The following is a 25106-nucleotide window of genomic DNA, read 5'->3' on the forward strand; positions in this document are numbered from 1 at the left end:
TTTCACGAACATGGCCTTCTGGCGCTATTTGGCCGCGCTGATTGTCGTTCTTGTCGCGCTCGTCGGTGGCACGTGGATTGTCGTCAAGGCGACGACCGATCATTTGCTCTACGGGCATGCGACGCGGACGGCGCAGCTTTGGGCGAATTTCCTTGCCGACAATGTCGCTGACCTCAATGAGATCGCCGCTGGCGAAGCGCCGTCGTCCGCAAGCCTTGCCTTCTTCGGAACGGCGCGGACCGCCGGCCTTGTGTTCCGCTACACCATTTTCAACCGGTATGGCTTTTCGATGCTGGTCGCCGATCGAGACAAGGTGACGCCTGTCGATCTGTCGGAGTTCGATGCCAAAGCCGCGGACGCAGTCAAGCACGACACGGCTGTCGTCGACGCCATGGCCGGAAGCAGACCCGGCGAGCCTGCTTATTTCGCTCAGGCCTACGTGCCGGTTCTGGTCGGCGGCAAGCCCATCGCGGTCGTCGCGGCTTACGTCGATCAAACCGGGGAACGCGAAAGCTATTTCCAGGCATTTCTCGTCGCGGCGGCCTCGCTCTGTGTGCTGACGGCTCTGTCGTTCAGCGTGCCTGCGATCGCCTGGTATCGGCGGACGCGGGAGAAGCAGCAGGCTGATCGCCGCATCAGGTTCCTTGCGCATCACGATTCTCTGACCGGGCTTGCAAACCGAGCCCGCCTGATGGAGCGGCTCGAGACGGCGCTCGCCGAGTCCGCCTCGACCGGCGCTCTGGTGGCCGTGCATATGATCGACATTGATCACTTCAAGCAGGTCAACGATTCGCTGGGCCACGACGTCGGCGATGCCCTGCTCGGTGTGATCGGCAAGCGCCTGCGCATGACGACTCGTATTGAGGATATGGTGGCCCGCTTTGGCGGCGACGAATTCGTGGTCGTGCAAACCGGCCTCGTCAGCGCAACTCAGGCCGAGGAATTCGCCAAACGAACCATCGCTGGGCTGAAGGCGCCGATGCACATCAAGGGGCAGGAACTGACCATGACCTGCACGGTCGGCATCGCCATGGGTCCAGCGGACGGCAAATCGGCCGCGCGACTGATCAAGAGCGCCGATCTCGCGCTTTATGCCGCCAAGGCGGCGGGACGCAACTGCGCCCGCTTCTTTACCAGCGAGATGGATGTAGCGCTGCAAGAGCGCATGGCGCTTGAGAAGCTCATTCGCGACGCCGCCACGCACAACGACTTCGTGCTGCACTACCAACCCGTGTTCGAGATAGTCGGCAGACGTCTTGTCGGGTTCGAAGCGTTGCTGCGCTTGCCAACGGCGGACGGGACTTTGATCCCGCCGGCGACGATCATTCCGATCGCCGAAGAGATCAGGCTGATCGACAAGATCGGCGCGTGGGTGCTGCGCGAGGCGTGCCGCACGGCGAAGTCATGGCCATCTGATCTAACGGTCGCGGTCAATCTGTCTTCATCACAATTCGAATCCGGTTCGGTGGAGCCGGCGGTGGCTGAGGCGTTGAACGAAAGCGGTCTCGATCCGCATCGGCTTGAGCTCGAGATCACCGAAGGGCTGCTGCTCAATCATACCCATGCGACTCTTGAGACGCTGCGTCGCCTCAAGGACAAGGGTGTGTCGATCGTCATGGACGACTTCGGCACCGGCTATTCGAGCTTGAGCTATCTGTGGAAGTTTCCCTTCGACAAGATCAAGATCGACCGCAGCTTCATGGAGAGCTTCGCGCAGTCGGGACACAATGTCGAAACCGTGGTCAAGACGATCATTGCGCTCGGTCGCGAGATGAACATGCGCGTGACGGTGGAGGGCGTCGAGACCGCCGAACAGGTCGACTTCCTCTATGACGCGAATGCCGATCAGGTGCAGGGCTATTTCTTCGGCAAGCCGGTCTCGGCCGCCAGGGTCGAGGCCGCCATGCTTGACGATCGGCGTTCGACGTCGCCCGAGACGCCGTTGCCTGAACCGGTCACCAAGCCTTCGAGCAACTGATATTTGAAGAGAGATGGGTTCAAAACTGGTGAGGGCCCGGTGATTTCCCACCGGGCCCTCGTCATCATATCAGCCAGCCTGTAAGCCGGGTTCTGTATGGCCTGCGGATCGCTCCGCAAACGTGACGGCCATTCATCTGGTACGCCGGTTGCCCGGTGCATCATGCAACCTACCCGGATGACTGACCTGGACAGGTCTTCGGCCCGAAAGCCTCAGCGTCATCCCTATTCGGTTTTGCTCCCGGTGGGGTTTGCCGTGCCGCCGTCATTGCTGACGAGCGCGGTGGGCTCTTACCCCACCGTTTCACCCTTACCCTTAGGCCAATACGCAACGCGGCCCCGGGCGGTCTGTTTTCTGTGGCACTGTCCCTGAGACCTCTGCCTTGCGGCGCGGGTCCCGCCGGACGTTATCCGGCACCGTTTGTCCATGGAGCCCGGACTTTCCTCCCCGGCCGCCTTTCGGCATTGGCGCGGAGCGGCCGTCCGGCCGACTGACATTATGAGGAATGGAGATCGCGGAGGGTGGCGTCAAGGCGCAGACCCTCAAGCGGGTAAACAAAAAAAGCCCGGACTGGTCGAGGGGATGACCAGCCCGGGCGGGTGCCTTGGGAGGCAAGTCAAGCGCGCCGGTAGGAGGGGAAGGCGCGCTAGCTCAGCAGTCTCGATGGAGGTTCAGTCCGTCGAGAAATCGGTTCAGACGGCGGCGCTCAGTGCGCCGCCTGCGGGCGAAGCGCTGCGAAGAAGCGCTTGATGCCCACGGCCAGATCATGAGCCGCGGCCTGGATGGCTTCGGCGCGGGCGGCTTGCGCCTGGCGGACGACGCGGTCGATCTCCATACGGTTCTCGACGGCGTAGTTGGTCGGAATGGTCATCGTCATCTCCAACGCGGGGCAGGTTCTCCCCATGCGCTGAATGCATAATATTATCTTCCAACGGATTTATAATCCTCTATAATGGACATACATATGTGAACAAATGGAACAGATATGGACGCCACATCCGACCTGCGGGTATTCGTCCGCGTCATGGATCGCGGCAATTTCTCTCAAGCTGCCAAAGACTTGGGGCTGACCCCCTCGGCTGTTTCGAAGCTGGTGTCGCGGCTTGAGGACCGGCTCGGTGTTAGGCTCCTGGAGCGGAGCACACGGCGGCTGGCGCTGACGCCGGAAGGCGAGACTTTTCTCGTGCGGGCCCGCCGAATCGTCACCGATATCGAGGAAGCCGAGGCCGAAGTCGCCCGCGTTCGCGGTGCGCCGCGCGGCAAGCTGCGCATCAATTCCGGTACCGCATTCGGTCTGCACCAGCTCACTTTGGCGCTGCCGGATTTTCTGGTGCGCTATCCGGAAATCGATATCGAGCTGTCCATCACCGACCGGCTGGTCGACCTGATCGAGGAGCAGACCGACATCGCCGTGCGCTCCGGCCATATTCCGGAAGGGCCGTTCGTTCAGCGCAAGCTCGCCGATCTGCAGCGCGTCATCTGCGCCGCGCCGTCTTATCTCCAGCAGCGCGGCACGCCGCAAAGCGCCGCCGATCTCAAGGCGCATGATTGCATCGTCGTTGCCGGTCCGGGCCTGAACCGCTGGCCGTTCAAAACGCGCACCGGCATCGATGTCGTCGAGGTCCGGCCGCGCGTCACCACCGACAATGCGGAAGCCGCACTGCGCATGGCGATCGAAGGTGGCGGCATCGTGCGGCTGTCCGACGTCATCGTCGGCGATCCGTTGCAGAAGGGCGAACTGGTGCCGCTGCTCACTGCGACGCATCACGTCGAGCCGTTTCCGCTCGCGGCGATCTATCCGACCGGGCGCAATCGCTTGCCACGCGTTGCGGTGTTCATCGAATTCCTGCGCGAGCGCTTCGGCCATACGCCGTGGCGCATCCCCGAAATTCCGCCGCCGCCGGTTTAAGGCGTTATTGGGCCGGACTGTGCCGGTCAGCCCAGCGGCGTCGGCCGTGTCTGGATCAGCCGGCCGAGCGTCAGCACGGTCGATGGATCGGCAACACCGTCGACTCGCGCCGGACGGAAGTGGCGCTGAAAGGCGGCGACGACATCGACCGTCTTGTCGTCATAGTGTCCGATGGGCTCGAGGCCGTAGCCGTAAATCTGAAACGCGCGCTGCAGGCGCGTGACGTGTTCGCCGCGATCGCCGGGGTGCAAGGTGGTGCCCTGGACGTCGAGGTCCGCCGGCCGCACCCAGTGACCGACACCGGAGTCGCTCAGCAGTTCCCAAGGAAACTTCTCGCCAGGGTCCATCTTCCTCGACGGCGCGACGTCGGAATGGCCGAGCACCCGGTCCGGGCTGATGGGGCCACGCCGCGTCAGGATCGACTTGCACAGCGCGATCACCGCCGCGGTCTGCCGCAGCGGGAAATCCGTGTAGCCGAATTCATGACCGGGGTTCACGATTTCGATGCCGATCGAACACGAGTTGATGTCCGTCTCCCCCGCCCAGGACGACACGCCGGCGTGCCAGGCGCGCGCGCTTTCCGGCACGCATTGTACGACCCGGCCATCCTCGAACACGACGTAGTGCGATGAAACCTTGGACTCGGCCGCGGTGAGGCGGGCGAGCGCCGCTTCGCCACTCTGCATGCCGGTGTAGTGCAGCAGGATGAGGTCGGGCTGACGGTCTTCAGCGCGGACGTCGACATTCGGCGACGGCACGATGTCGGCCACAATGAAGGAATCAGGCTGGAAAGGGGTCATGGCCCGGTCACTGCTATGAATTGTAAAATCGGTCTTCTGCAACAATTAGCGGGTTCCCGTCGGGAAATTGACACGCGCCCTGTTTTGGCCGCGGAATCGAAAGAAATCCTTAAGTTTAAGAGCGGCTTAATGGGGCGCTCGTGCGCTGCGCCGTGGCCCTTAACGGGGCGGCGGGGCAGCGTCAATCCGTTGCCGCTCAAGTCGCCAATGCCCACCGCAGCATCCTCAAGGAGATCGGCCGCCACCCGCCGCGATGCGGGGCCGACCGGACGCGAGGCTAGGCGGAGCGCCGGCGGTTTTCGGAGCGCGCGGCCGAGGCGCGAGGGACGGCGGATCGATGTCCGGAGATCGGGTTCAGGCATGAAGAGGGCGCTCGGCGGTTCCGATGCAGACGCGCCGCACATTCCGGTGCTCGGCCGCGAGGCGGTCGGGTTTCTCGATGTGCGCGATGGCGGCGTCTATATCGACGGAACTTTCGGGGCCGGCGGCTACACCCGGCTGATCCTCGATGCGGCGCGCGGCGCCAATGTCATTGGCATCGACCGTGACCAGAGCGCGGTGGCGCGCGGCGCCGATCTCGTCCAGCACGCGGCCGGCCGGCTGACTCTGGTCGAGGATCGTTTTTCCCATCTTGACGACGTCGCCCGCGAATGTGGCGCGATGGAGGTGGACGGCATCGTTCTCGACATCGGTGTGTCGTCGATGCAACTCGACCAGGCCGAGCGCGGCTTTTCGTTTCGCTTCGACGGTCCGCTCGACATGCGCATGAGCAATGAGGGGCCGAGCGCCGCCGACGTTGTCGCCACGGCGTCCGAACGCGATCTTGCCGGCATCATCTATCAGCTTGGCGAAGAGCGGCACTCGCGCAGCGTTGCCCGCGCCATCGTCAAGACCCGCGCCGAGACGCCGATCCGCACCACGGCGCAACTCGCCTCGCTGGTTGCTTCCGTCGTGCGCGCCAAGCCGAACGACATCCATCCGGCGACGCGCACGTTTCAGGCGCTGCGCATCTTCGTCAATGACGAGCTTGGCGAACTGGCGTCGGCGCTGCTCGCGGCCGAACGCATCCTCAAGCCGGGCGGCCGTCTCGCGGTGGTTTCGTTTCATTCGCTGGAAGACCGTATCGTCAAATCCTATTTCGCCTCGCGCGGCGAGACCCGCGCCGGCTCGCGCCACCTGCCGGAAGTTGCGCGCAGCGAAGCGCGCTTCGTCTCGCTGACGAAAAAGCCGGTCGTGGCGGGCGATCAGGAAGTCGCGCAGAACCCGCGTGCCCGGTCGGCCAAGTTGCGCGCTGCCGAACGCACCGCCGCGCCCCCGCTCGCCGGCGATCTCGATGATCTGCTGCCGCGGCTGCCGTCGCTCGACGATGTGATGAGGGGCGGCTGACGTCATGCGCATCCTCAACATCCTTGTCATTGCCGCGCTCGTCATTGCCGCGTCTTATGTCTACAAGATCAAATTCGACTCGACATTGCAGGCTGAGCGCGTTGCCAAGCTGCGGCATGAGCTGCGCCGCGAGCGCGATGCCGTTGCCGGCCTGCGCGCCGAATGGGCCAAGCTGCAGGCGCCGATGCGCATCCAGGGGCTGGCCGAAAGGCATCTCAAGCTCAAGTCGGCCGTCTCGACGCAGCTTGCCAATTTCGACAATCTGCCGATGCGTCCGGCGCCGGCGCCGCCGCAGGACGATCCGATCGCGTCGATGATCGTGCCGGGCGCGCCGCAGGAAACCACGGGCAGCATCTCCAGGCCGGGAGCGCCGCGATGACCGCGATCGGCTTCACCGCGCCGGCGAAGAAAACGACCGAATCGCGTTGGCAGCGCGTGGTGCGGACGCTCCTGTACGGCGCCAATGTTGACCGCAACGTCAAGGCCAAGGCGCGCCTCGGTCTGGCGATCATCGTCTTCGTCGCCGTCTACGGCATCATCGCCGGCAAGCTCATCATGTTCGCGCTCATCAGCGAAGGCCATGGCGGCCGGCGCAGCGTGGCGCAGGACGCGGTGGCCACCGCACGGCCCGACATTGTCGACCGCCACGGCTCGATCATCGCCACCGATGTGAAGATGCCGTCGCTGTTCGCCGAGCCGCGCCGTCTCATCGACGTCGACGAGGCCACCGAATTGCTCACGGCCGTACTGCCCGATCTCGACGCCAGGGAATTGCGCGAACGTCTCGCGTCGGGCCGCGGTTTCGTCTGGCTCAAGCGTGAAATCACGGCCACCCAGCAGCGCGAGATTCATCGTCTCGGCCTGCCGGGCATCGGCTTCCTGACCGAAAACAAGCGCGTCTATCCGAACGGCCCGGTGGTGTCGCACCAGATCGGCCATGTGAACGTCGACAACCAGGGCATTGCCGGCATCGAAAAGTGGCTCGACGGGCAGGGGCTCGCCGCGTTGCACATGGCCGGGCTCGCCACCGACCGCCTGCAGAAGCCGGTCGAACTGGCGCTCGATCTCCGCGTCCAGTTCGCGCTGCGCGACGAACTCGCCAAGGCGCGTGAGAAGTTCTCCGCCAAGGCGGCGGCCGGCCTGATGCTCAACGTCAACACCGGCGAGATCGTCGCCATGGCGTCGGAGCCGGACTACGACCCGAACAACCCGCGCGAAGCCAACGACCCGACCCGCATCAACCGCCTGACCACCGGCGTCTATGAAATGGGCTCGACCTTCAAGGCGCTGACCATCGCCATGGGGCTCGACTCCGGCCGCATGGGACTCAACACGACTTTCGACGCGCGGCTGCCGCTGCGCTACGGCAAGTTCACCATCAACGACTACCACGCGCAGCGGCGGGTGCTCTCGATCCCCGAGATTTTCACTTACTCGTCGAACATCGGTACCGCACGGCTCGCGCTGTCGCTCGGCGTCGATTACCACAAGGCGTTCCTGCGCAAGATGGGCCAGCTCGACCGCCTGCGCACCGAGTTGCCCGAGAGCTCCGAGCCGATCGTGCCGAAGCGTTGGGGTGAACTGAACACCGTGACCATCGCCTTCGGTCACGGCCTCTCGGTCGCGCCGCTGCAGGCGGTGATGGGTGTCGCGGCGACGCTCAACGGCGGCCTGCTCATCCCGCCGACCTTCCTCAAGCGCAGCGAGGATGAAGCGCGCGCGATGGCCAAGCAGGTGATCAAGCCGGAGACGTCGATCAAGATGCGCTACCTGATGCGGCTCAATGCCGAGATCGGCAGCGCCAAGACCGCCAATGTCGATGGCTATTACATCGGCGGCAAGACCGGCACGGCGGAAAAGGTCGTCAACGGACGCTATTCCAAGACCAAATTGTTGACCGATTTCATGGCTGTGCTGCCGGCTGACAAACCGCAGTATTTGTTGCTGATCATGCTCGACGAGCCGCAAGCCTCTAAGGAAACCCACGGCTACGCCACCGCCGGCTGGAACGCGGCGCCGACGGCCGCCAAGGTGATCGCGCGTGTCGCGCCGCTGCTCGACATTGCGCCGCGCTTCGATCTGCCGAACGCCGAGCAGTCGATCCTCGTCAGCAACCGGGTGGCGCGGTGACTTTGGGCGAGCTGTTGCCCGAGACGGCGCTTGCGCCGGGCTTTGCGCAGATCGCGGTGGCGGGCCTGACGTCCGACAGCCGCAAGGTGAAACAAGGTTTTCTCTTCATCGCCATCGCCGGCAACAAGGCCGATGGCGGCGCCTATGCGCTCAAGGCGGTGCAGGCGGGTGCGGTCGCGGTCGCGGCCGAGCACAAGCCGGACGGCCTGCCGCCGGGCGCGGTCTTCATTCAGGTTGCCAATGCCCGCCGTACGCTGGCGCTCGCGGCATCGAAATTCTTTCCGCGCCAGCCGGGCGTCATTGCCGCCGTCACCGGCACCAGCGGCAAGACGTCGGTTGCGGCCTTCACGCGCGAAATCTGGAGCGCGCTCGGTGAGCCCGCCGCCAGCATCGGCACGGTCGGCGTCGTATCGCCGAAAGGCGAAGTCTACGGCTCGCTGACCACGCCCGATCCGGTCGACCTGCATCGTTCGCTCGATGAACTGGCCGGCGATGGCGTCACCCATCTGGCGCTGGAGGCCTCGTCGCACGGCCTCGACCAGTATCGTCTTGACGGCATCCGCATCGCCGCCGGCGCCTACACCAATTTGTCGCGCGATCATCTCGACTATCATCCGACGCTGGAAGCCTATCTCGCCGCCAAGCTGCGTCTATTCACGGACCTCATTGCCGCGAACGGCACGGCGGTGATCAATGTCGATGACGAGCACGCGCCGCAGGTTGTCGAAGCGGCGCGCCAGCGCGGGCTGAAGCTGATGACCATCGGCAGGCGCGGCGAGGGCATTCGCATTGCCGACGTCGCCATCGACGGTTTCGCCCAGCGCGTCGAGTTCGCGCATGCCGGCCATATATATAATGTGAAGCTGCCGCTGGTCGGCGCCTTCCAGGTCTACAACGCCGCCGTGGCCGCCGGCCTCGCCATTGCCACCGGTTCGGCGCCGGCGCCTGTTTTCGCCGCGCTGGAAAAACTCGCTGGCGCCAAGGGCCGCCTCGAACTGGCCGGCAGTTACAACGGCGCGCCGATCTTCATCGATTACTCGCACAAGCCCGACGCGCTGGCCAAAGCGCTGGAGGCGTTGCGGCCTTATGCGAGCGGTCATCTGGTCGTCGTGTTCGGGGCCGGCGGCGACCGCGATCCCGGCAAGCGGCCGCTGATGGGCGAGGTCGCGCAGCAAAAGGCCGATCGCGTCATCGTCACCGACGACAATCCGCGCAGCGAAGAGCCGGCCGAGATCCGCGCCGCTATTCTGGCTGCCGCGCCCGGCGCCACCGAAATCGGCGACCGCGGTCAGGCGATCCGTGCCGGCATTGCCGGTCTGCGCCCAGGCGATGTGCTGCTGGTTGCCGGCAAGGGCCATGAAACCGGCCAGATTGTTGGCGCACAGGTGCTGCCATTCTCCGACCATGAGGCGGTCGCGACAGTGTTGAAGGATTTGGGGGCAAGAGTCCGATCATGACCGCGCTCTGGACACTTGCCGACATGGCGAAGGCCATGCGCGCCGATATCGTCGGCGCGCCGGACGCCGACATCGCCGGCATTTCCATCGACACCCGCACCATCGAGAAGGGTGAGGCCTTCTTCGCCTTAACCGATGTGCGCGACGGCCATGACTTCGTCGAGGCGGCGCTGAATGCCGGCGCTAGCGTCGCCGTGGTGGCGCGGAATAAGCGCGATCGCTTCGCCGCCGACGCGCGCCTGCTCCTGGTCGATGACGTGCTCGACGGTTTGCGCGATCTGGCCCGGGCCTCGCGCGCGCGCCTCAACGCCAAGGTCATCGCCGTCACCGGTTCGGTCGGCAAGACCGGCACCAAGGAGGCGCTGCGGCTCGCACTGTCAGCCGATGGCGAAACCCATGCCTCGGTTGCCTCCTATAACAATCACTGGGGCGTGCCGCTGTCGCTGGCGCGCTGCCCGGCCGATGTGAAATACGCCGTCTTCGAAATCGGCATGAACCATGCCGGCGAGATCACGCCGCTGACGAAGCTGGTGCGCCCGCATGTGGCCATCGTCACCACCGTCGAGCCGGTGCATCTGGAATATTTCGGTTCGGTCGAGAAGATCGCCGACGCCAAGGCCGAGATCTTTCTCGGCCTTGAGCCGGATGGCGCCGCGGTCATCAACCGCGACAATTCACAATATGAGCGCCTCGCCGCTGCGGCGACGGCGGCCGGCGTTAAGAACATCGTGCGTTTCGGCGAACATGAATCCTGCGAGGCCCGGCTCATCCGCTTCGTGCTGCGCGCCGACACCTCCTGCGTTCATGCCGATATTCTCGGCCACGAGGCGCATTACAAGCTCGGCGCGCCGGGCAAGCATCTCGTCAGGAACTCGCTGGCCGTGCTCGCCGCGGTGTCGCTCGCCGGCGCCGATCTGGCGCTCGCCGCGCTCGCGCTCGGCAAATTGCGCGCGCCGGTCGGTCGCGGCGCCCGCATCGTCCTGCATCCGTCCGGTGGCAGCGCGCTATTGATCGACGAAAGCTACAACGCCAATCCGGCCTCGATGGCGGCGGCGATCGCGCTGCTCGGCCAGGCCGAGACCGGCGCGCGCGGCCGGCGCATCGCGGTCCTGGGCGACATGCTCGAACTGGGCGGCGACGCCGAAAATCTGCACCGCGCGCTGGCCGCCGAACTCGCGGCTGCCAAGGTCGATCTGGTGTTTTGTTCTGGACCGCTGATGCATTCGCTGTTTCAGGCTCTTCCCTCCGGACGCCGGGGCGGCTATGCCGGAGTCGCGGCGGAACTGGAGCCGGCCGTCATCGACGCGATTCGCCCCGGCGACGCGGTGATGGTGAAAGGCTCCTTCGGTTCCAAAATGGCCCCCATCGTCAAAGCGTTAGAAAAAGTCTACGCGGGCACTCCGGCGGCCGAGGCGGATGCCGGAGGCTGATAGGCCCACCCAGCGGCAAGACTCTGCGATAAGGCGACTGCGATGTTTTACTGGCTGACCGAACTTTCCGACAAAGTCTCGTTCTTCAACGTCTTCCGCTACATCACCTTCCGCACCGGCGGCGCGATCGTGACGGCGCTGGTCTTCGTCTTCCTGTTCGGCAGCCCGATCATCGACATGCTGCGGCTCAAGCAGGGCCGCGGCCAGCCGATCCGCGCCGACGGGCCGCAGTCACATCTGGTCACCAAGAAGGGCACGCCCACCATGGGCGGCCTGATGATCCTGTCGGGTCTGCTGGTGTCGACGCTGCTGTGGGCCAACCCGAAGAATCCCTATGTCTGGATCGTACTCGGCGTCACGCTCGCCTTCGGCCTGATCGGATTCTACGACGACTATCTGAAAGTGACGAAGCAGACCCACGCCGGCTTCTCCGGTCGCACCCGGCTCATCGCCGAGGCGGCGGTGGCGCTGGTCGCCTGCATCGCGCTCACCCATATCGGCAAGGGGCCGATGACGACGTCGCTGGCCTTTCCTTTCGTGAAAGAGCTGGTGTTCAATCTCGGCTGGATGTTCGTCATCTTCGGCGCCTTCGTTATCGTCGGCGCCGGCAACGCCGTGAACCTCACCGATGGCCTCGATGGACTCGCCATCGTGCCGGTGATGATCGCGGCGGCGAGCTTCGGCCTCATCTCTTATGTGGTCGGCAACGCGCTGTTCTCCGAATATCTGCAACTGCACTATGTTGCCGGCACCGGCGAACTCGCGGTGCTGTGCGGCGCGGTGATCGGCGCCTCGCTCGGCTTTCTGTGGTTCAACGCGCCGCCGGCCTCGATCTTCATGGGCGACACCGGCTCGCTGGCGCTTGGCGGTCTGCTCGGCACCGTCGCGGTGGCGATCAAGCACGAGATCGTGCTGGCCATTGTCGGCGGCCTGTTCGTGCTCGAAGCCGTGTCCGTGATCGTGCAGGTGGTGTCGTTCAAGCTCACCGGCAAACGCGTCTTCAAGATGGCGCCGATCCATCATCACTATGAGCAGATGGGCTGGACCGAACCGCAGATCGTGATCCGCTTCTGGATCGTCGCCGTGGTGCTGGCGCTCGCCGGGCTGTCGACGCTCAAGTTGAGATAGCTGTCATTCGGGGGCGCGCTGAAAGCGCGAACCCGGAATCCAGAAGCAAACTCGGCGGATGTCGCCGGATTCCGGGCCCGCTGGCTGCACTCGCGTCCCGGAATGACGGAGAATGGAATGATCCCGGTCACCAACTTCGCCGACAAAAAAGTCGCCGTGTTCGGCCTTGGTGGCTCAGGACTTCTGACGGCGCGGGCGCTGAAAGCGGGTGGCGCTCATGTCATCGCCTATGACGATGCGCCGCTGAAGAACGAGCAGGCGAGGGCTGCGGGCATCGAGACCGCCAACCTCGCCGATATCGACTGGACCGGCATTGCCGCGCTGGTGCTGTCGCCCGGCGTGCCGCTGACGCATCCGACGCCGCACTGGACGGTGCAGCGCGCGCAACTTGAAGGCGTCGAGGTCATCGGCGACATCGAATTGTTCTGCCGCGAGCGCGCCGCGCAAACCTCGAAACTTGGTGTCGATTGCCCGCTGGTCGCCATCACCGGTACCAACGGCAAGTCCACCACCACGGCGCTCACCGCGCATCTCATCGCACACGCCGGGCGCGATGCTCAAATGGGCGGCAATATCGGCGTGCCGGCTTTGGCACTGGAGCCGTTCGCACCGGGACGTCATTACGTGCTCGAAGTGTCGTCCTATCAGGTCGATCTCGCGCCGTCGCTCCGGCCAACCGTGGGCGTCCTCATCAATGTGTCGGCGGATCACATCGACCGTCATGGCACCATCGAAAACTATGCGGCGATCAAGACGCTGGTGGTGGCGCAGGTGGAGCCGGGCGGCACCGCTGTGGTCGGGGTCGACGATCGCTGGAGCCGAGAGGCCGCCGACCGCGTCGAACGCGCCGGCCGCAATGTCGTGCGCGTCTCGGTCGAAGGCCCGGTGCGCGACGGCTATTTCGCCGAGGGCGCGCGCATCATGCGCGCCAACGCCGGCAAACCCTTTCCGGCCGCGCAACTCACCGGCATCGGCTCGCTGCGCGGCCAGCACAATGCGCAGAACGCGGCCTGCGCCATCGCCGCCTGCGTCGCCCTCGGCATCGACCTGCCGGCGATTCAGAAGGGCCTTGTCTCGTTCCCCGGGCTCGCGCACCGCATGCAGGCGGTCGGCCGCAAGAAGACGGCCGCCGGCCACATTCTCTATGTCAACGATTCCAAGGCGACCAACGCCGACAGCACCTCGAAGGCGCTGGCGAGTTTCACCGACATCTTCTGGATCGCCGGCGGCAAGCCGAAATCCGGCGGCATCGAAAGCCTGTCGGAATTCTGGCCGCGCATCCGCAAGGCCTATCTGATCGGCGAGGCGGCCGACGCCTTCGCCAAAACGCTCGATGGCAAGGTCGATCACCAGATCGAAGGCATGCTCTCCAAGGCCATCGACGCGGCGACCCGCGACGCCGAGGCATCGGGTCTCAAGGAAGCCGTTGTCCTGTTGTCGCCGGCCTGCGCTTCGTTCGACCAGTTCCCGAATTTCGAAGTGCGCGGACAAGCTTTTGCCGACCTTGTCCGCGCTGTTCCCGGCGTCGAACCAGTCTGACATGTGTCTTTTTTAGTGGTGATTGCCCCTTTCGTCGAAGGTCGGCTGCAACCGGAACAAACAGAATGGCCATGGGTTAGCGCGTCACTTTACCCCCGACGCGGAGGCGATCATGGCCAAGACCAAAACTCTGGACGACCTGTTTCACGACACGCTGAAAGATGTCTATTTTGCCGAGAAGAAGATCCTCTCGACGCTGCCCAAGATGGAAAAGGCGGCGCAGTCGCCCGAACTGAAGAAAGCCTTCAAGAAGCACCACGGCGAGACCGAGGGGCAGATCGAGCGCCTGGAGAAGGTGTTTGCGCTGATCGACAAGAAGCCGCAGGGCAAGACCTGCGACGCCATTATGGGCATCGTCGACGAAGGCGCCGAGATCATGGACGAGTACAAGGGCTCGCCTGCGCTCGATGCCGGCCTGCTCGCGGCGGCGCAGGCCGTTGAGCACTATGAAATGTCGCGCTACGGAACCCTGAAGTCCTGGGCGGAGGAACTCGGCCTCAAGGACGCTGTGCGTTTGCTCGGTCAGACGCTCGACGAAGAGAAGAAGACGGACGCGGCGCTCACCGAACTGGCGGAAAGCGTCGTTAATCAGCAGGCTGAAGCGGCCTGACCGTTGCCGGTCCCGTGGGTCCTTCGCATTTCGCATGCGGAGGGCCCATTATCGGGCCCGGACGACTTCGTTAAGCCTTCCTAAACCACGACGCGTCAGCTTGGAGCCCTAACGGACTCTAGGCCCTCCCATGATTTCGCGCGCGCAACGCACCCCAATCGGCGAGTGGTGGTGGACGGTCGATCGCCTGACGCTGGCCGCTATCGGCGCTCTGATGCTGGCGGGCGTTGTGCTGTCTTTGGCGGCGTCACCGCCGGTGGCCGGCCGCCTCGGCCTTGAGCCGTTCTATTTCGTCAACCGCCACATCATGTTCCTGTTTCCGACGCTGGCGATCCTGATCGGCGTGTCGTTCCTGACGCCGCGCCAGATCCGCCGGCTGTCGCTGGTCGTTTTCGCCATCAGCCTTGTGATGGTTGCGGCGACCCCGTTCTTCGGTCAGGAGATCAAGGGCGCCAGGCGGTGGCTGGTCCTTGCCGGTGTGAATATCCAGCCGTCCGAGTTCCTCAAACCCGCATTCGTCATCCTGATCGCCTGGTTGTTCGGCGAATCCGCCAAGCGCCCGGAAATGCCGGCCAACACCATCGCGCTCGGTCTGTTGCTGATGGTCGTCGCGCTGCTCGTCATCCAGCCGGACTTCGGCCAGACCATGCTGATCGTGCTGGTGTGGAGCGCGCTGTTTTTCATGGCCGGCATGCGCATCGTCTGGATGTTCGGCATTGCCGGCGCCGCTGGCTTCGGCCTGCTGATCGCCTATTACACGGTGCCGCACGTCACCTCGCGTATTCAGCGCTTCATGAATCCGGCGGCCGGCGACACCTTCAACATCGACGTCGCCACCGAAAGCTTCATGCGCGGCGGCTGGTTCGGTCGCGGCCCGGGCGAGGGCACCGTGAAGCGCATGCTGCCGGAGAGCCACACCGACTTCGTGTTCTCGGTGGCGGCGGAAGAATTCGGCGTGGCGCTGTGCCTGGCGCTGGTGATGCTGTTCAGCTTCATCGTTATCCGCGCGTTGATCCGCGCCATGCGCAATGAAGATCCGTTCTGCCGCTTCGCCGCCGCCGGTCTCACCATGTTGTTCGCCACGCAGTCGGCGATCAACATGGCGGTGAACCTGCATCTCATCCCCGCCAAAGGCATGACGCTGCCCTTCATTTCCTATGGCGGTTCGTCGATGCTGTCGCTGGCCTATGGCATGGGCATGCTGTTGGCGCTCACGCGCGAACAGCCGAGCGGCGCGATGCTGTCTTCGCCCGACGCCCTGTTGCCGGCCGGGAGCCGCATCTGATGCCGGGCGCATCGCCGCTCGTGCTGCTGGCGGCCGGCGGCACCGGCGGCCATCTGTTCCCGGCGGAATCGCTGGCGGTGGTGCTGAACAAGCGCGGCGCCACCGTCGATCTGGCGACCGATGTGCGCGCGGCGCATTTCGAGTTTCCCGCCCGCGAGGTTCATCTCATTCCGAGCGCGACCGTGCGCGGACGCGACCCCATCTCGCTGGCGCGCACCGCGCTGATGCTGGGGCGGGGCACGCTGAAAGCCTGGAGCGTCATCGGCCGCATCAGGCCGGCGGTCGTTGTCGGCTTCGGCGGCTATCCGACTGTGCCGCCGCTCATCGCCGCGTCGTGGCGTAACGTGCCGACGGTGCTGCACGAGCAGAACGGTGTCATGGGCCGCGCCAACCGGCTGCTCGCCGCGCGCGTCACCGCGATCGCCACCGGCTTTCGGGTGCTCGACAAGGTCGACGACAGTGTTCGCGCCAAGCTGACCTTCACCGGCAATCCGGTGCGGCCGCTGGTGATCGAGGCGTCGAAGGTGCCTTACCATCCTCTCAACGCCGACGGCACATTGCGGTTGCTGGTGTTCGGCGGCAGTCAGGGCGCCCGCGTGATGTCGGAGATCGTGCCGGCTGCTGTCGAGAAGCTCGACGCCGCCTTGCGGGCGCGGCTGCACATTGTGCAGCAGGCACGGCCGGAGGATATCGACTCCGTCTCGGCGCACTATGACAAGCTCGGCGTGGCGCACACCTGCGCGCCGTTTTTCTCCGACTTGCCGGTGCGGATGGCGGCGGCTCATCTGGTGATATCGCGGTCGGGCGCATCGACCGTCGCGGAGCTCTCCGCCATCGGTCGGCCCGGCATCCTGGTGCCGCTGCCGCATGCGCTCGATCAGGACCAACTCGCCAATGCCGGCGTGCTGCAGGACGCGGGCGGGGCGATCCGCATCGTGCAGGCTGAGTTCACGCCGGAGCGTCTGGCGCGGGAGATTGCAGGTCTCGCGGCCGATTCATCCCGGCTGAGCGTCATGGCGCAGGCCGCCAAGGCCGCGGGAACCGTGGATGCGGCCGAGCGCCTGGCCGATCTGGTTCTCAAGATCGCCGGTGGCTCTGTTTAAAGCGTTGGGTCGCGCTTAACCGTCAACCGGGCGGACCGCAGCGCCGATCTTTCCTTTTGCACCGGCTTGCCATAAACGGGCGCATTCTGACTTGAGACTGTCCGCCCGCGCGGACGCCGCATGCAGGGATGGTTTTCCATGAAATTGCCGACCGAACTCGGACCGGTACACTTCGTCGGCATCGGCGGAATTGGCATGAGCGGCATCGCCGAGGTGCTGGTCAATCTCGGCTACACCGTGCGCGGCTCGGACGCCTCCGACAGCGCCAACGTCAAGCGGCTGCGCGAGAAGGGCGTCACCGTCGAGATCGGCCACAGAGCCGAGAACCTCGGCAATGCCGACGTCGTCGTTGTTTCTTCCGCCATCAAGCCGGACAATCCGGAACTGATTGCGGCGCGCGCCAAGCGTTTGCCGGTGGTGCGCCGCGCCGAGATGCTTGCCGAACTGATGCGGCTGAAATCCTGCGTCGCCATTGCCGGCACGCACGGCAAGACGACGACGACCTCGATGGTCGCGACCTTGCTCGATTCGGGCGGGTTCGATCCGACGGTGATCAACGGCGGCATCATCAATGCCTACGGCACCAATGCGCGCCTCGGCGAGGGCGACTGGATGGTGGTCGAGGCCGACGAATCCGACGGCACCTTCCTCAAGCTGCCGGCCGACATCGCCATCGTCACCAATGTCGATGCCGAGCACCTCGATCACTTCAAGACCTTCGCCGCCGTGCAGGAGGCCTTCATCCACTTCGTGGAGAACGTGCCGTTTTACGGTTTCGCCGTGATGTGCACCGATCATCCGATCGTGCAGCGTCTTGTCGGCCGCATCGCCGACCGGCGCATCGTCACCTATGGCGAGAACGCGCAGGCCGATGTGCGCCTCGTCGATCTCGTCAATAAGGACGGCAAGCAGTATTTCACCGTCGTGTTCCGCGATCGCAACGGCGCCGAGAGGCATCGCATCGCCGATATCGTGCTGCCGATGCCGGGCCGCCACAACGCGCTGAACGCCACATCGGCGATCGCGGTGGCGCACGAGCTCGGTATTGCCGATGACAAGATCCGCGCCGCGCTGGCCAAGTTCGGCGGCGTCAAGCGCCGCTTCACCAAGGTCGGCGAATGGAACGGCGCCACCATCATCGATGACTACGGCCATCATCCGGTCGAGATCGCGGCGGTGCTGAAGGCAGCGCGCGAGTCGACGAAGAACCAGGTCATCGCCGTGGTGCAGCCGCATCGCTATACGCGCCTGAAGACCTTGTTCGAGCCGTTCTCGACCTGCTTCAACGATGCCGATGCCGTCATCGTCGCCAATGTCTATGCCGCCGGCGAGACGCCGATCGAAGGCGCCGACCGCGATCATCTGGTGCAGGCCATGCGCGCGCGCGGCCATCGCCAGGTCATGCCGCTCGACGGCCCCGAACAGCTCGCCGGTATCGTCCGGCAGTTGGCCAAGCCGGGCGATTATGTCGTCTGCCTCGGCGCCGGCTCGATCTCGCAATGGGCCTATGCGCTGCCGGGCGAGTTGAAAGCGCTGGACGCCCAGTAAAACGATGGCTGGATTTCCCGACATCGTTCCCGATCTCAAGGCCCGCATGCCGGAGCTGCGCGGCCGCGTGACGGCGAACCAGTCGATCGGCGAGTTCACCTGGTTCCGCGTCGGCGGTCCGGCGCAGGTCTATTTCGCGCCGGAGAGCGAGGCGGATCTCGCTTACTTCCTGCGCGCCTTGCCGGGCGAAATTCCCGTCACCGTCATCGGCGTCGGCTCCAATCTCATCGTGCGCGATGGCGGCGTTGCCGGCGTCGTGATCCGACTCGGCCGCGGCTTCAACGCCATCGAGTGCCAGGACGACACGGTGCGTGCCGGCACGGCGGCGCTCGACAAGCGCGTCGCCGAAGCCGCCGCCGCCGCCGGCATTGGCGGGCTCGAGTTCTATTTCGGCATTCCCGGCACCATCGGCGGCGCGCTGCGCATGAATGCCGGCGCCAATGGCGGCGAGACCAAGGACGTGTTGGTGTCGGCGACCGGCGTCACGCGCGCGGGCGACGTCGTCACGCTCGACAATGCCGGCATGAAATTCCGCTATCGCGGCAACGGCGCCGATCCCTCGATCGTCTTTACGTCGGCGCTGTATCGCGGCCGCATCACGCCCGAAGACGCGATCCGCGCCCGCATGGCCGAGGTGCAGCAGCATCGCGAGACGGCGCAGCCGATCCGCGAGAAGACCGGCGGCTCGACCTTCAAGAATCCGGAAGGCCATAGCGCCTGGAAGCTGATCGACGCCGCCGGCCTGCGCGGCTTTGCCGTTGGCGATGCGCAGGTCTCGGAGATGCACTGCAACTTTCTCATCAATCGCGGCAAGGCCACCGCGGCCGACATCGAAACGCTGGGCGAAACCGTGCGGGCGCGCGTCAAGGCGCATTCCGGCATCGAGCTGCAGTGGGAGATCAAGCGGATCGGCGTGCCGGCGTCCTGACGCGCTGGCGTTCGCGAGGGCGGCCGGGGATGGGCGGTAATACCTGGCCATCGCAAATGCGAAATTCGGAACTTTCCGTGACTCAAAAGCCACGGCGTTCATAAGTTACCGAAGTCTCAGCCCGATCCGTCAAACTTTACTAATCGTTTACCAAATGGCCGGAAGACTACGTTGGAGCGGTGCCGTGTGCGCCGTGCCGGGTCCGGTCGCGCCTTCCATGCGTCCGGCCCGCCGCCCCTTGAGGGCCCAACGTTTGAAGAACCGGTTGCGATGGATCGTCGGGGACACCTCGCTCAATCGCTGGACAGCAGCATCGGCCGTTCACCCGGCCGCTGGCGGCGCTCGTTGCGCCGCTGGTTCAATGCGCTTGTCGACATCGACGTACCGCGCGGCGCCGGCTCGGCCGCGGTCGCGGCGCTGCTGCTCGGCAGCGTCTGCTATGGCGTGGTCAAGGGCGACCACGGCCCGACCATTGCCGAGAACGTGCAGGATCTGTGCGACGCTGCCGCCACTGCGGCCGGCTTCGGCATTGCCGAAGTGGCGCTCACCGGCGAGCGCGAACTGGCCCGCGATGAAATCCTGAAAACCGCCGGCATCACCGGCCGCACCTCGCTGCTGTTCCTCGACGCCGCGCAGGCCCGCGTGCGGCTGCTGACCAATCCGTGGATCGCCGAAGCCACCGTGCTCAAGCTCTATCCGGGTCGGCTGCGCATCGAGATCAAGGAACGCGCGCCCTTCGCGCTGTGGCAGAAGGATGCGCGCACCTCGCTCATCGCCACCGATGGCACCGTGCTCGAGCCGTCGGTGCCGGAACGTTTCGCCAAGCTGCCGCTGGTTGTCGGCAGCGGCGCCGCGCAGGCGGCGCCCGGCTTCCTCGAGATGGTCTCGCATTATCCGGGCGTCTCGAAACAAGTCGTGGCTTCGGTGCTGGTCGCGGAGCGGCGCTGGAATCTGCATCTGACCAACGGCGTGGACATCCTGCTGCCGGAAGCCGATGCCGAGCGCGCGCTGCGCACGCTGACCGATCTCGATCGCGACAAGAACCTGCTTGCCCGCGACATCGTCCTGGTCGATCTGCGGCTGGCGGATCGGGTCACCGTCCGTCTGTCGGATACCGCCGCGGCGGCGCGCGACGAAGCGGTCAAGGCCGCCGAAAAGGCGCGTAAGGCCAAGCGCAAGGGGACCGAGGCATGACCGTCCTGCGCTTCGGCCTCACGCCCAAGATGAAACCGGTGTCGCCGCGCCGCAGCGCGGTGGTGGCCGGCCTCGATCTCGGCACCAGCAAAGTGGTCTGCATGATCGCCCGCCTGGAGCCGCAGGCGCCGCAGGACGTGCTGCGCCGCCGCAGCCATGGCGTTCGTATTCTGGGTTTCTCCCACACCGCCGCCGGCGGCATGAAGGCCGGGCAGGTGGTCGATCTGATCGAAGCCGAGGAGGCCGTGCGCCAGGCCATCGACACCGCCGAAAGCATGGCCGGCGTGCAGCTTGAATCCGTCGTGGTGTCGCTCTCCGGCGGCCGCCTCGGCTCGGAACGCTTCATCGCCGACGTCGAACTCAATGGCAGCGCCGTCGCCGATGGCGACATCGCCCGCGTTCTCGCCGCCGCCAGCCGCCATTCGGTGCGCGACGGCCGCGCTATCCTGCATTCGCTGCCGATCGGTTACGCGCTGGACGCCGCCAAGGGCATCCGCGAGCCGCGCGGCATGCTCGGCCACCGTTTCGGCGTCGACATGCACATGGTGACGTCCGACGTCGCCCCGGTGCGCAATCTGATGCTGACGGTCGAGCGCAGCCATCTCGAGGTCGAGGCCATGGTCGCCTCGCCTTATGTGGCCGGCCTGGCCTGCCTGGCGGACGATGAAGCCGATCTGGGGGCTGCCTGTATCGACCTCGGTTCGGGCACGACCTCGATCGCCTTTTTCTCCGGCGGCCGCTTCGTTCATGCCGATGGCTTCGCGCTCGGCGCCCATCACGTCACGATGGACATTGCCCGCGGATTGAACACGCGAATCGCAAGCGCCGAGCGAATCAAGGCGATCTATGGCAGTGTTTTAAGCGGTGGTTCGGACGAGCGCGACATGATCACGGTGCCGACGGTGGGCGACGACGAACGGGAGCCCCCGCAGTTCGTGTCGCGGGCGTCTCTCGTGCGCATCATCAAGCCGCGGATCGAGGAGATCCTCGAACTGGCGCGCGATCGGCTGGCGACATCGCCTTTTGCCGCCGAGACGCGGGCCCGTGTCGTTCTCACCGGTGGCGGCGCGCAATTGCCGGGGCTGGCCGATCTCGCCTCGCGCATTCTGCGCCGGCCGGTTCGGATCGGCCGTCCGCTGGGTCTTGCAGGGCTTCCCGAAGCGGCCAAGGGGCCGGCCTTCGCGGTGGCCGCCGGTCTGCTGGTCTATCCGCAGGCCGCGCACCTTGAACACTTCGAACCGCGGCGAACGCGGCAGTTGATGACGGGTACAGGCGGCTACATCTCACGGGTCGGGCAATGGTTGCGCGAGAGTTTCTGACCCAACGGTAACGACAAGACGAAATTCGGTGGCACGAAATGTGGCCGCCCGTGCAATCGAGAGGCAGATGACATGACCATCAATCTGAAGATTCCGGACATCCACGAGATGAAGCCGCGCATCACCGTTTTCGGCGTCGGCGGCGCCGGCGGCAACGCGGTCAACAACATGATCGCAGCCGGTCTCCAGGGCGTCGATTTCGTCGTCGCCAACACCGACGCGCAGGCGCTGACCTTGTCGAAGGCCGAGCGCATCATCCAGATGGGCAACCAGGTGACCGAAGGGCTCGGCGCCGGCTCCCAGCCGGATGTCGGCCGCGCGGCCGCGGAAGAGACGATGGATGAGATCCGCGATCATCTCTCCGGCGCGCATATGGTGTTCGTCACCGCCGGCATGGGCGGCGGCACCGGCACCGGTGCGGCCCCGGTCGTCGCGCGGGTTGCCAAGGAGATGGGCATCCTCACCGTCGGTGTGGTCACCAAGCCGTTCCATTTCGAAGGCCAGCGCCGCATGCGCTTCGCCGAAGCCGGCATCGCCGAGCTGCACAAGGTAGTCGACACCCTTCTCATCATCCCGAACCAGAACCTGTTCCGGGTGGCGAACGAGAAGACGACCTTTGCCGACGCCTTCGCCATGGCTGACCAGGTGCTCTATTCGGGCGTCGCCTGCATCACCGACCTCATGGTCAAGGAAGGCCTGATCAACCTCGACTTCGCCGACGTCCGCGCTGTCATGCGCGAGATGGGCAAGGCGATGATGGGTACCGGCGAGGCGCAGGGCGAGAAGCGCGCGCTGACCGCCGCCGAGGCCGCCATCAACAACCCGCTGATCGACGATGCCTCGATGAAGGGCGCCAGGGGCCTCCTCATCTCCATCACCGGCGGCAAGGACCTCACGCTGTACGAAGTCGACGAAGCCGCGACCCGCATTCGCGAGGAAGTCGATGTCGACGCCAACATCATCGTCGGCGCCACTTTCGATGAATCGCTGGAAGGCACCATCCGCGTGTCGGTGGTCGCCACCGGCATCGACAAGACCGGCATCATGAACCAGCCGCTGCCGGCCGAGAACGCGCTGAAAGAACTGGCCGGCAAGATGCGCCAGGACACCAAGCGCATGGCCGACCGCGTCACCCCGGCTCCGGGCACCGCGCCGGTGCAGCGGGCCATGCCGATGGCGCCGGCCGCCGCGCTCGACGCCGCCCACGCGGCGGTGGCTGCCGCCATCCTGCCGCAGCAGCACGCCGCTTCGATCGAAGACGTGTCGATCCGCCCGATGCCGATCAAGCCGTCGCTGTTCGAGCCGGCTCCGATGGACGCCCCGGCCGCCGAAGCGCCGATGCCGGCGGCTTTCGTTCCGCCGATGCCGGAGACCGTGAAGCGGCCGCCGCGCATGCCGCGCGTCGACGAACTGCCGATGCCGGCGCAGAACCAGATGGCGGGTCGCACCGAACTGGACGACGAGCACCCGCAGAAGCAGCGCATGTCGCTGATGCAGCGTCTGGCCTCGGTCGGCCTCGGCAAGCGGGAAGATGCGGAACCAATGCCCGCGCCGCGCGCCGCACGCCCGATGCCGCAGTTCGAGCAGCAACCGGTTCGCCCGACGGCCCGTAATCCGGAAGGTCGCTACCCCGAATCGCGGCCGGCCGATCCGGTCTCCGAATATGCTCGCCGGCCCGCGCCGCAGGGTCTCGACCCGCACGGCCGCACCGCGCCTGTGCAAAATTCGGCGCCGGACGACCAGCTCGATATTCCGGCCTTCCTGCGCCGTCAGGCAAATTAACAATTCGGCTGCCCCGCCAATGAGTTGTGGCGGGGCAGCCGAACATCTTTATTGCGCTGCAGTATTTACTTAAGTATTTGAAAATATTGGAAATTATGTCCCGAAGCGGCATTTCGGCCGCATCCGCCTCCGGGGCCGGTAGGGTAAACTCCGCATAACGGCCGCCGCCCATTCGTAAATTGCGGCGAAAAAGAGTAACAGTCCGTAAGAAACCGTGTGTTGGACGGCCATCGGCATGCGCCTAAGTTTCGGGCGCGGAAGGGGCTTTTCCGGTCCTAGGGGGGATCGGCCACATCTGCACGGAAGTGACGAGCGTAGGCAGAATTGTGGCCTCGCGTAGGACTGAAGCGGAATTGCCAGAGGGTTGCAGCGCGAAAGTGTCGCGGTGCGAGGGTGTCGAAGGACACGGGCGGTTTCGCGGAACAGGGGTCGATGAAGGGCGCTAAGCAAACCACTCTTCGTGACGAAGTGACCGTCACCGGCGTCGGTGTGCATTCCGGGCGTAACGTCACGCTGGCGCTGCTGCCGGCCGATGACGACGCCGGCATTGTTTTCCGCCGCGTCGATGCCGAGGGCCGTATCGAGCGTCAGGTTCGCGCCGACGTCCGCGCCGTGACCGCCACCGAATTTGCCACCGTTCTGGGCGATGCTTCGGGCCCGCTGTGCTCGACCGCCGAACATATTCTGGCCGCGCTGCGCGGTCTCCATGTCGACAACGTCATCGTTGAAATCGACGGTCCGGAAGTCCCGATCATGGACGGCAGCGCCATGCCGTTCGTCGAGGCGCTCGATCAGGCCGGTCTCACCGACCGCGCGCTGCCGCGCCGCTTCATCGAAGTCATCAAGCCGGTTCAGGTCGTCAAGGACCACGCTTTCGGCGAACTGCGCCCTTATGAGCATGGTTTCCGTGTCGAGGCCGAGATCGAGTTCGATCATCCGCTGATCGGCAAGCAGACGCTCGACGTCGACGTGACGCCGGACACCTTCCGCAACGAGATCGCCCGCGCTCGCACCTTCGGCTTCATGAAGGACGTCTCGAAGCTCTGGAGCGCCGGCTATGCACTCGGCGCCTCGCTGGACAACACGCTGGTCGTCTCGGACGACCGCGTGCTCAACCCGGAAGGCCTGCGCTTCGCCGACGAATTCGTGCGCCACAAGGCGCTGGACGCGATCGGCGATCTGGCGCTGGCCGGCCTGCCGCTGATCGGCGCCTACAAGACCATCCGCGGCGGCCACAAGCTCAACAACGCGGTGCTGACCGCGCTGATGAACAACACCGCCGCCTGGCGGGTGGTTGAGGCCCCGGTCGAGCGCACTGTCCGCCCGCGCGGCCGTGCCGACCTTGCCGCCGGCGTGCCGGCTGCGGCCTTCGGCCCCGAGGTTTCCTGAGATTATCCGTCGGCTTCGGTCTTGGGAGGCCGCGGTGGCATCAAGCCGCCTTAATCCCGGCCGATTGTCCCCCTAATCGCTGATCCTGCGGGGTTTTTGCACGGGCAATCGCGCCGTTGGCGCGGGCCGGGCTCTCCGTTAAGGATATGGGGACGCGGGCCTCCTACAATGGCCGCCCGAGAGACTAGAAT

20 protein-coding genes and 1 other RNA gene are annotated in these 25106 nt (G+C 65.4%); 18 read left to right on the forward strand and 3 right to left on the reverse strand.

The features are described from left to right. Positions 1 to 10: 10 nt before the first annotated feature. On the forward strand, positions 11 to 1978 hold the full coding sequence (locus DXH78_RS10555; RefSeq protein ID WP_168192768.1) for a putative bifunctional diguanylate cyclase/phosphodiesterase: 1968 nt from the start codon (positions 11 to 13) through the stop codon (positions 1976 to 1978). 65 nt (positions 1979 to 2043) lie between these two features. Here the strand turns inward: DXH78_RS10555 and rnpB are convergent. After that, an RNA gene (gene rnpB, locus DXH78_RS10560) (RNase P RNA component class A) lies at positions 2044 to 2472 on the reverse strand. Positions 2473 to 2684: 212 nt separating this feature from the next. After that, complete coding sequence (locus tag DXH78_RS19865) at positions 2685 to 2849, reverse strand: hypothetical protein (protein ID WP_168192769.1); 165 nt, start codon at positions 2847 to 2849, stop codon at positions 2685 to 2687. Positions 2850 to 2963: 114 nt separating this feature from the next. Between DXH78_RS19865 and DXH78_RS10565 the strand changes: the two genes are divergently transcribed. Beyond that, positions 2964 to 3887, forward strand: coding sequence for a LysR family transcriptional regulator (locus tag DXH78_RS10565; RefSeq protein ID WP_115516989.1), 924 nt, complete (start codon positions 2964 to 2966; stop codon positions 3885 to 3887). A gap of 26 nt (positions 3888 to 3913) precedes the next feature. Here DXH78_RS10565 and DXH78_RS10570 read toward each other — a convergent pair whose 3' ends face one another. Next, positions 3914 to 4687, reverse strand: a complete 774-nt coding sequence (locus DXH78_RS10570; protein WP_115516990.1) for an N-acetylmuramoyl-L-alanine amidase — start codon at positions 4685 to 4687, stop codon at positions 3914 to 3916. A gap of 360 nt (positions 4688 to 5047) precedes the next feature. Between DXH78_RS10570 and rsmH the strand changes: the two genes are divergently transcribed. From rsmH to lpxC, 16 genes are all read left to right on the forward strand, one after another. Then, the gene (gene rsmH / locus DXH78_RS10575; protein ID WP_115516991.1) at positions 5048 to 6073 is read left to right on the forward strand and encodes a 16S rRNA (cytosine(1402)-N(4))-methyltransferase RsmH; all 1026 of its coding nucleotides are present in this window, start codon (positions 5048 to 5050) and stop codon (positions 6071 to 6073) included. Positions 6074 to 6077: 4 nt separating this feature from the next. Beyond that, a complete protein-coding gene (gene ftsL / locus DXH78_RS10580) occupies positions 6078 to 6452 on the forward strand; it encodes a cell division protein FtsL (RefSeq protein ID WP_115516992.1) in 375 nt (124 codons plus the stop codon). After that, a complete protein-coding gene (locus DXH78_RS10585; protein WP_115516993.1) occupies positions 6449 to 8203 on the forward strand; it encodes a peptidoglycan D,D-transpeptidase FtsI family protein in 1755 nt (584 codons plus the stop codon). Before ftsL ends, DXH78_RS10585 begins: the two co-directional genes overlap by 4 nt. Then, entirely contained in the window at positions 8200 to 9660 is a 1461-nt protein-coding gene (locus DXH78_RS10590; RefSeq protein WP_115516994.1) for a UDP-N-acetylmuramoyl-L-alanyl-D-glutamate--2,6-diaminopimelate ligase, read from the forward strand. Before DXH78_RS10585 ends, DXH78_RS10590 begins: the two co-directional genes overlap by 4 nt. Continuing rightward, a complete protein-coding gene (locus DXH78_RS10595; protein ID WP_210209537.1) occupies positions 9657 to 11090 on the forward strand; it encodes a UDP-N-acetylmuramoylalanyl-D-glutamyl-2,6-diaminopimelate--D-alanyl-D-alanine ligase in 1434 nt (477 codons plus the stop codon). Before DXH78_RS10590 ends, DXH78_RS10595 begins: the two co-directional genes overlap by 4 nt. A 42-nt stretch (positions 11091 to 11132) precedes the next feature. Further along, positions 11133 to 12218: a phospho-N-acetylmuramoyl-pentapeptide-transferase gene (gene mraY, locus DXH78_RS10600; protein ID WP_115516996.1), complete on the forward strand. Its 1086-nt coding sequence runs from the start codon at positions 11133 to 11135 to the stop codon at positions 12216 to 12218. A 117-nt stretch (positions 12219 to 12335) separates the two neighbouring features. Beyond that, positions 12336 to 13757: a UDP-N-acetylmuramoyl-L-alanine--D-glutamate ligase gene (murD, locus tag DXH78_RS10605; RefSeq protein WP_115516997.1), complete on the forward strand. Its 1422-nt coding sequence runs from the start codon at positions 12336 to 12338 to the stop codon at positions 13755 to 13757. Positions 13758 to 13869: 112 nt separating this feature from the next. Then, positions 13870 to 14367, forward strand: coding sequence for a YciE/YciF ferroxidase family protein (locus tag DXH78_RS10610; RefSeq protein WP_115516998.1), 498 nt, complete (start codon positions 13870 to 13872; stop codon positions 14365 to 14367). A gap of 130 nt (positions 14368 to 14497) precedes the next feature. Then, the gene (locus DXH78_RS10615) at positions 14498 to 15652 is read left to right on the forward strand and encodes an FtsW/RodA/SpoVE family cell cycle protein (protein WP_115516999.1); all 1155 of its coding nucleotides are present in this window, start codon (positions 14498 to 14500) and stop codon (positions 15650 to 15652) included. Continuing rightward, positions 15652 to 16755, forward strand: coding sequence for an undecaprenyldiphospho-muramoylpentapeptide beta-N-acetylglucosaminyltransferase (gene murG, locus DXH78_RS10620; protein WP_115517000.1), 1104 nt, complete (start codon positions 15652 to 15654; stop codon positions 16753 to 16755). The genes DXH78_RS10615 and murG overlap by 1 nt, the downstream gene beginning before the upstream one ends. A 138-nt stretch (positions 16756 to 16893) precedes the next feature. After that, a complete protein-coding gene (murC, locus tag DXH78_RS10625; protein WP_115517851.1) occupies positions 16894 to 18303 on the forward strand; it encodes a UDP-N-acetylmuramate--L-alanine ligase in 1410 nt (469 codons plus the stop codon). Positions 18304 to 18307: 4 nt separating this feature from the next. Then, on the forward strand, positions 18308 to 19231 hold the full coding sequence (gene murB / locus DXH78_RS10630) for a UDP-N-acetylmuramate dehydrogenase (protein WP_115517001.1): 924 nt from the start codon (positions 18308 to 18310) through the stop codon (positions 19229 to 19231). A 270-nt stretch (positions 19232 to 19501) separates the two neighbouring features. After that, entirely contained in the window at positions 19502 to 20425 is a 924-nt protein-coding gene (locus DXH78_RS10635) for a cell division protein FtsQ/DivIB (RefSeq protein WP_115517002.1), read from the forward strand. After that, the gene (gene ftsA / locus DXH78_RS10640; RefSeq protein ID WP_115517003.1) at positions 20422 to 21744 is read left to right on the forward strand and encodes a cell division protein FtsA; all 1323 of its coding nucleotides are present in this window, start codon (positions 20422 to 20424) and stop codon (positions 21742 to 21744) included. Before DXH78_RS10635 ends, ftsA begins: the two co-directional genes overlap by 4 nt. A 72-nt stretch (positions 21745 to 21816) precedes the next feature. Next, on the forward strand, positions 21817 to 23526 hold the full coding sequence (gene ftsZ, locus DXH78_RS10645) for a cell division protein FtsZ (protein ID WP_115517004.1): 1710 nt from the start codon (positions 21817 to 21819) through the stop codon (positions 23524 to 23526). A 432-nt stretch (positions 23527 to 23958) separates the two neighbouring features. Further along, positions 23959 to 24915, forward strand: coding sequence for a UDP-3-O-acyl-N-acetylglucosamine deacetylase (gene lpxC / locus DXH78_RS10650; RefSeq protein WP_115517852.1), 957 nt, complete (start codon positions 23959 to 23961; stop codon positions 24913 to 24915). The last annotated feature ends 191 nt before the right edge of the window (positions 24916 to 25106 follow it).

It is taken from the genome of Undibacter mobilis, from assembly GCF_003367195.1.
Lineage (GTDB): Bacteria > Pseudomonadota > Alphaproteobacteria > Rhizobiales > Xanthobacteraceae > Pseudolabrys > Pseudolabrys mobilis.

What these genes read in the sequence shown, in the direction of transcription:
- DXH78_RS10635 (WP_115517002.1), top strand. Translation starts at nt 19,502, where the DNA reads ATGGATCGTCGGGGACACCTCGCTCAATCGCTGGACAGCAGCATCGGC.
- DXH78_RS19865 (WP_168192769.1), bottom strand. Translation starts at nt 2,849, where the DNA reads ATGACCATTCCGACCAACTACGCCGTCGAGAACCGTATGGAGATCGAC.
- ftsA (WP_115517003.1), top strand. Translation starts at nt 20,422, where the DNA reads ATGACCGTCCTGCGCTTCGGCCTCACGCCCAAGATGAAACCGGTGTCG.
- rsmH (WP_115516991.1), top strand. Translation starts at nt 5,048, where the DNA reads ATGAAGAGGGCGCTCGGCGGTTCCGATGCAGACGCGCCGCACATTCCG.
- murD (WP_115516997.1), top strand. Translation starts at nt 12,336, where the DNA reads ATGATCCCGGTCACCAACTTCGCCGACAAAAAAGTCGCCGTGTTCGGC.
- ftsL (WP_115516992.1), top strand. Translation starts at nt 6,078, where the DNA reads ATGCGCATCCTCAACATCCTTGTCATTGCCGCGCTCGTCATTGCCGCG.
- DXH78_RS10615 (WP_115516999.1), top strand. Translation starts at nt 14,498, where the DNA reads ATGATTTCGCGCGCGCAACGCACCCCAATCGGCGAGTGGTGGTGGACG.
- mraY (WP_115516996.1), top strand. Translation starts at nt 11,133, where the DNA reads ATGTTTTACTGGCTGACCGAACTTTCCGACAAAGTCTCGTTCTTCAAC.
- murC (WP_115517851.1), top strand. Translation starts at nt 16,894, where the DNA reads ATGAAATTGCCGACCGAACTCGGACCGGTACACTTCGTCGGCATCGGC.
- ftsZ (WP_115517004.1), top strand. Translation starts at nt 21,817, where the DNA reads ATGACCATCAATCTGAAGATTCCGGACATCCACGAGATGAAGCCGCGC.
- lpxC (WP_115517852.1), top strand. Translation starts at nt 23,959, where the DNA reads ATGAAGGGCGCTAAGCAAACCACTCTTCGTGACGAAGTGACCGTCACC.
- DXH78_RS10565 (WP_115516989.1), top strand. Translation starts at nt 2,964, where the DNA reads ATGGACGCCACATCCGACCTGCGGGTATTCGTCCGCGTCATGGATCGC.
- murG (WP_115517000.1), top strand. Translation starts at nt 15,652, where the DNA reads ATGCCGGGCGCATCGCCGCTCGTGCTGCTGGCGGCCGGCGGCACCGGC.
- DXH78_RS10570 (WP_115516990.1), bottom strand. Translation starts at nt 4,687, where the DNA reads ATGACCCCTTTCCAGCCTGATTCCTTCATTGTGGCCGACATCGTGCCG.
- DXH78_RS10555 (WP_168192768.1), top strand. Translation starts at nt 11, where the DNA reads ATGGCCTTCTGGCGCTATTTGGCCGCGCTGATTGTCGTTCTTGTCGCG.
- DXH78_RS10585 (WP_115516993.1), top strand. Translation starts at nt 6,449, where the DNA reads ATGACCGCGATCGGCTTCACCGCGCCGGCGAAGAAAACGACCGAATCG.
- DXH78_RS10610 (WP_115516998.1), top strand. Translation starts at nt 13,870, where the DNA reads ATGGCCAAGACCAAAACTCTGGACGACCTGTTTCACGACACGCTGAAA.
- murB (WP_115517001.1), top strand. Translation starts at nt 18,308, where the DNA reads ATGGCTGGATTTCCCGACATCGTTCCCGATCTCAAGGCCCGCATGCCG.
- DXH78_RS10595 (WP_210209537.1), top strand. Translation starts at nt 9,657, where the DNA reads ATGACCGCGCTCTGGACACTTGCCGACATGGCGAAGGCCATGCGCGCC.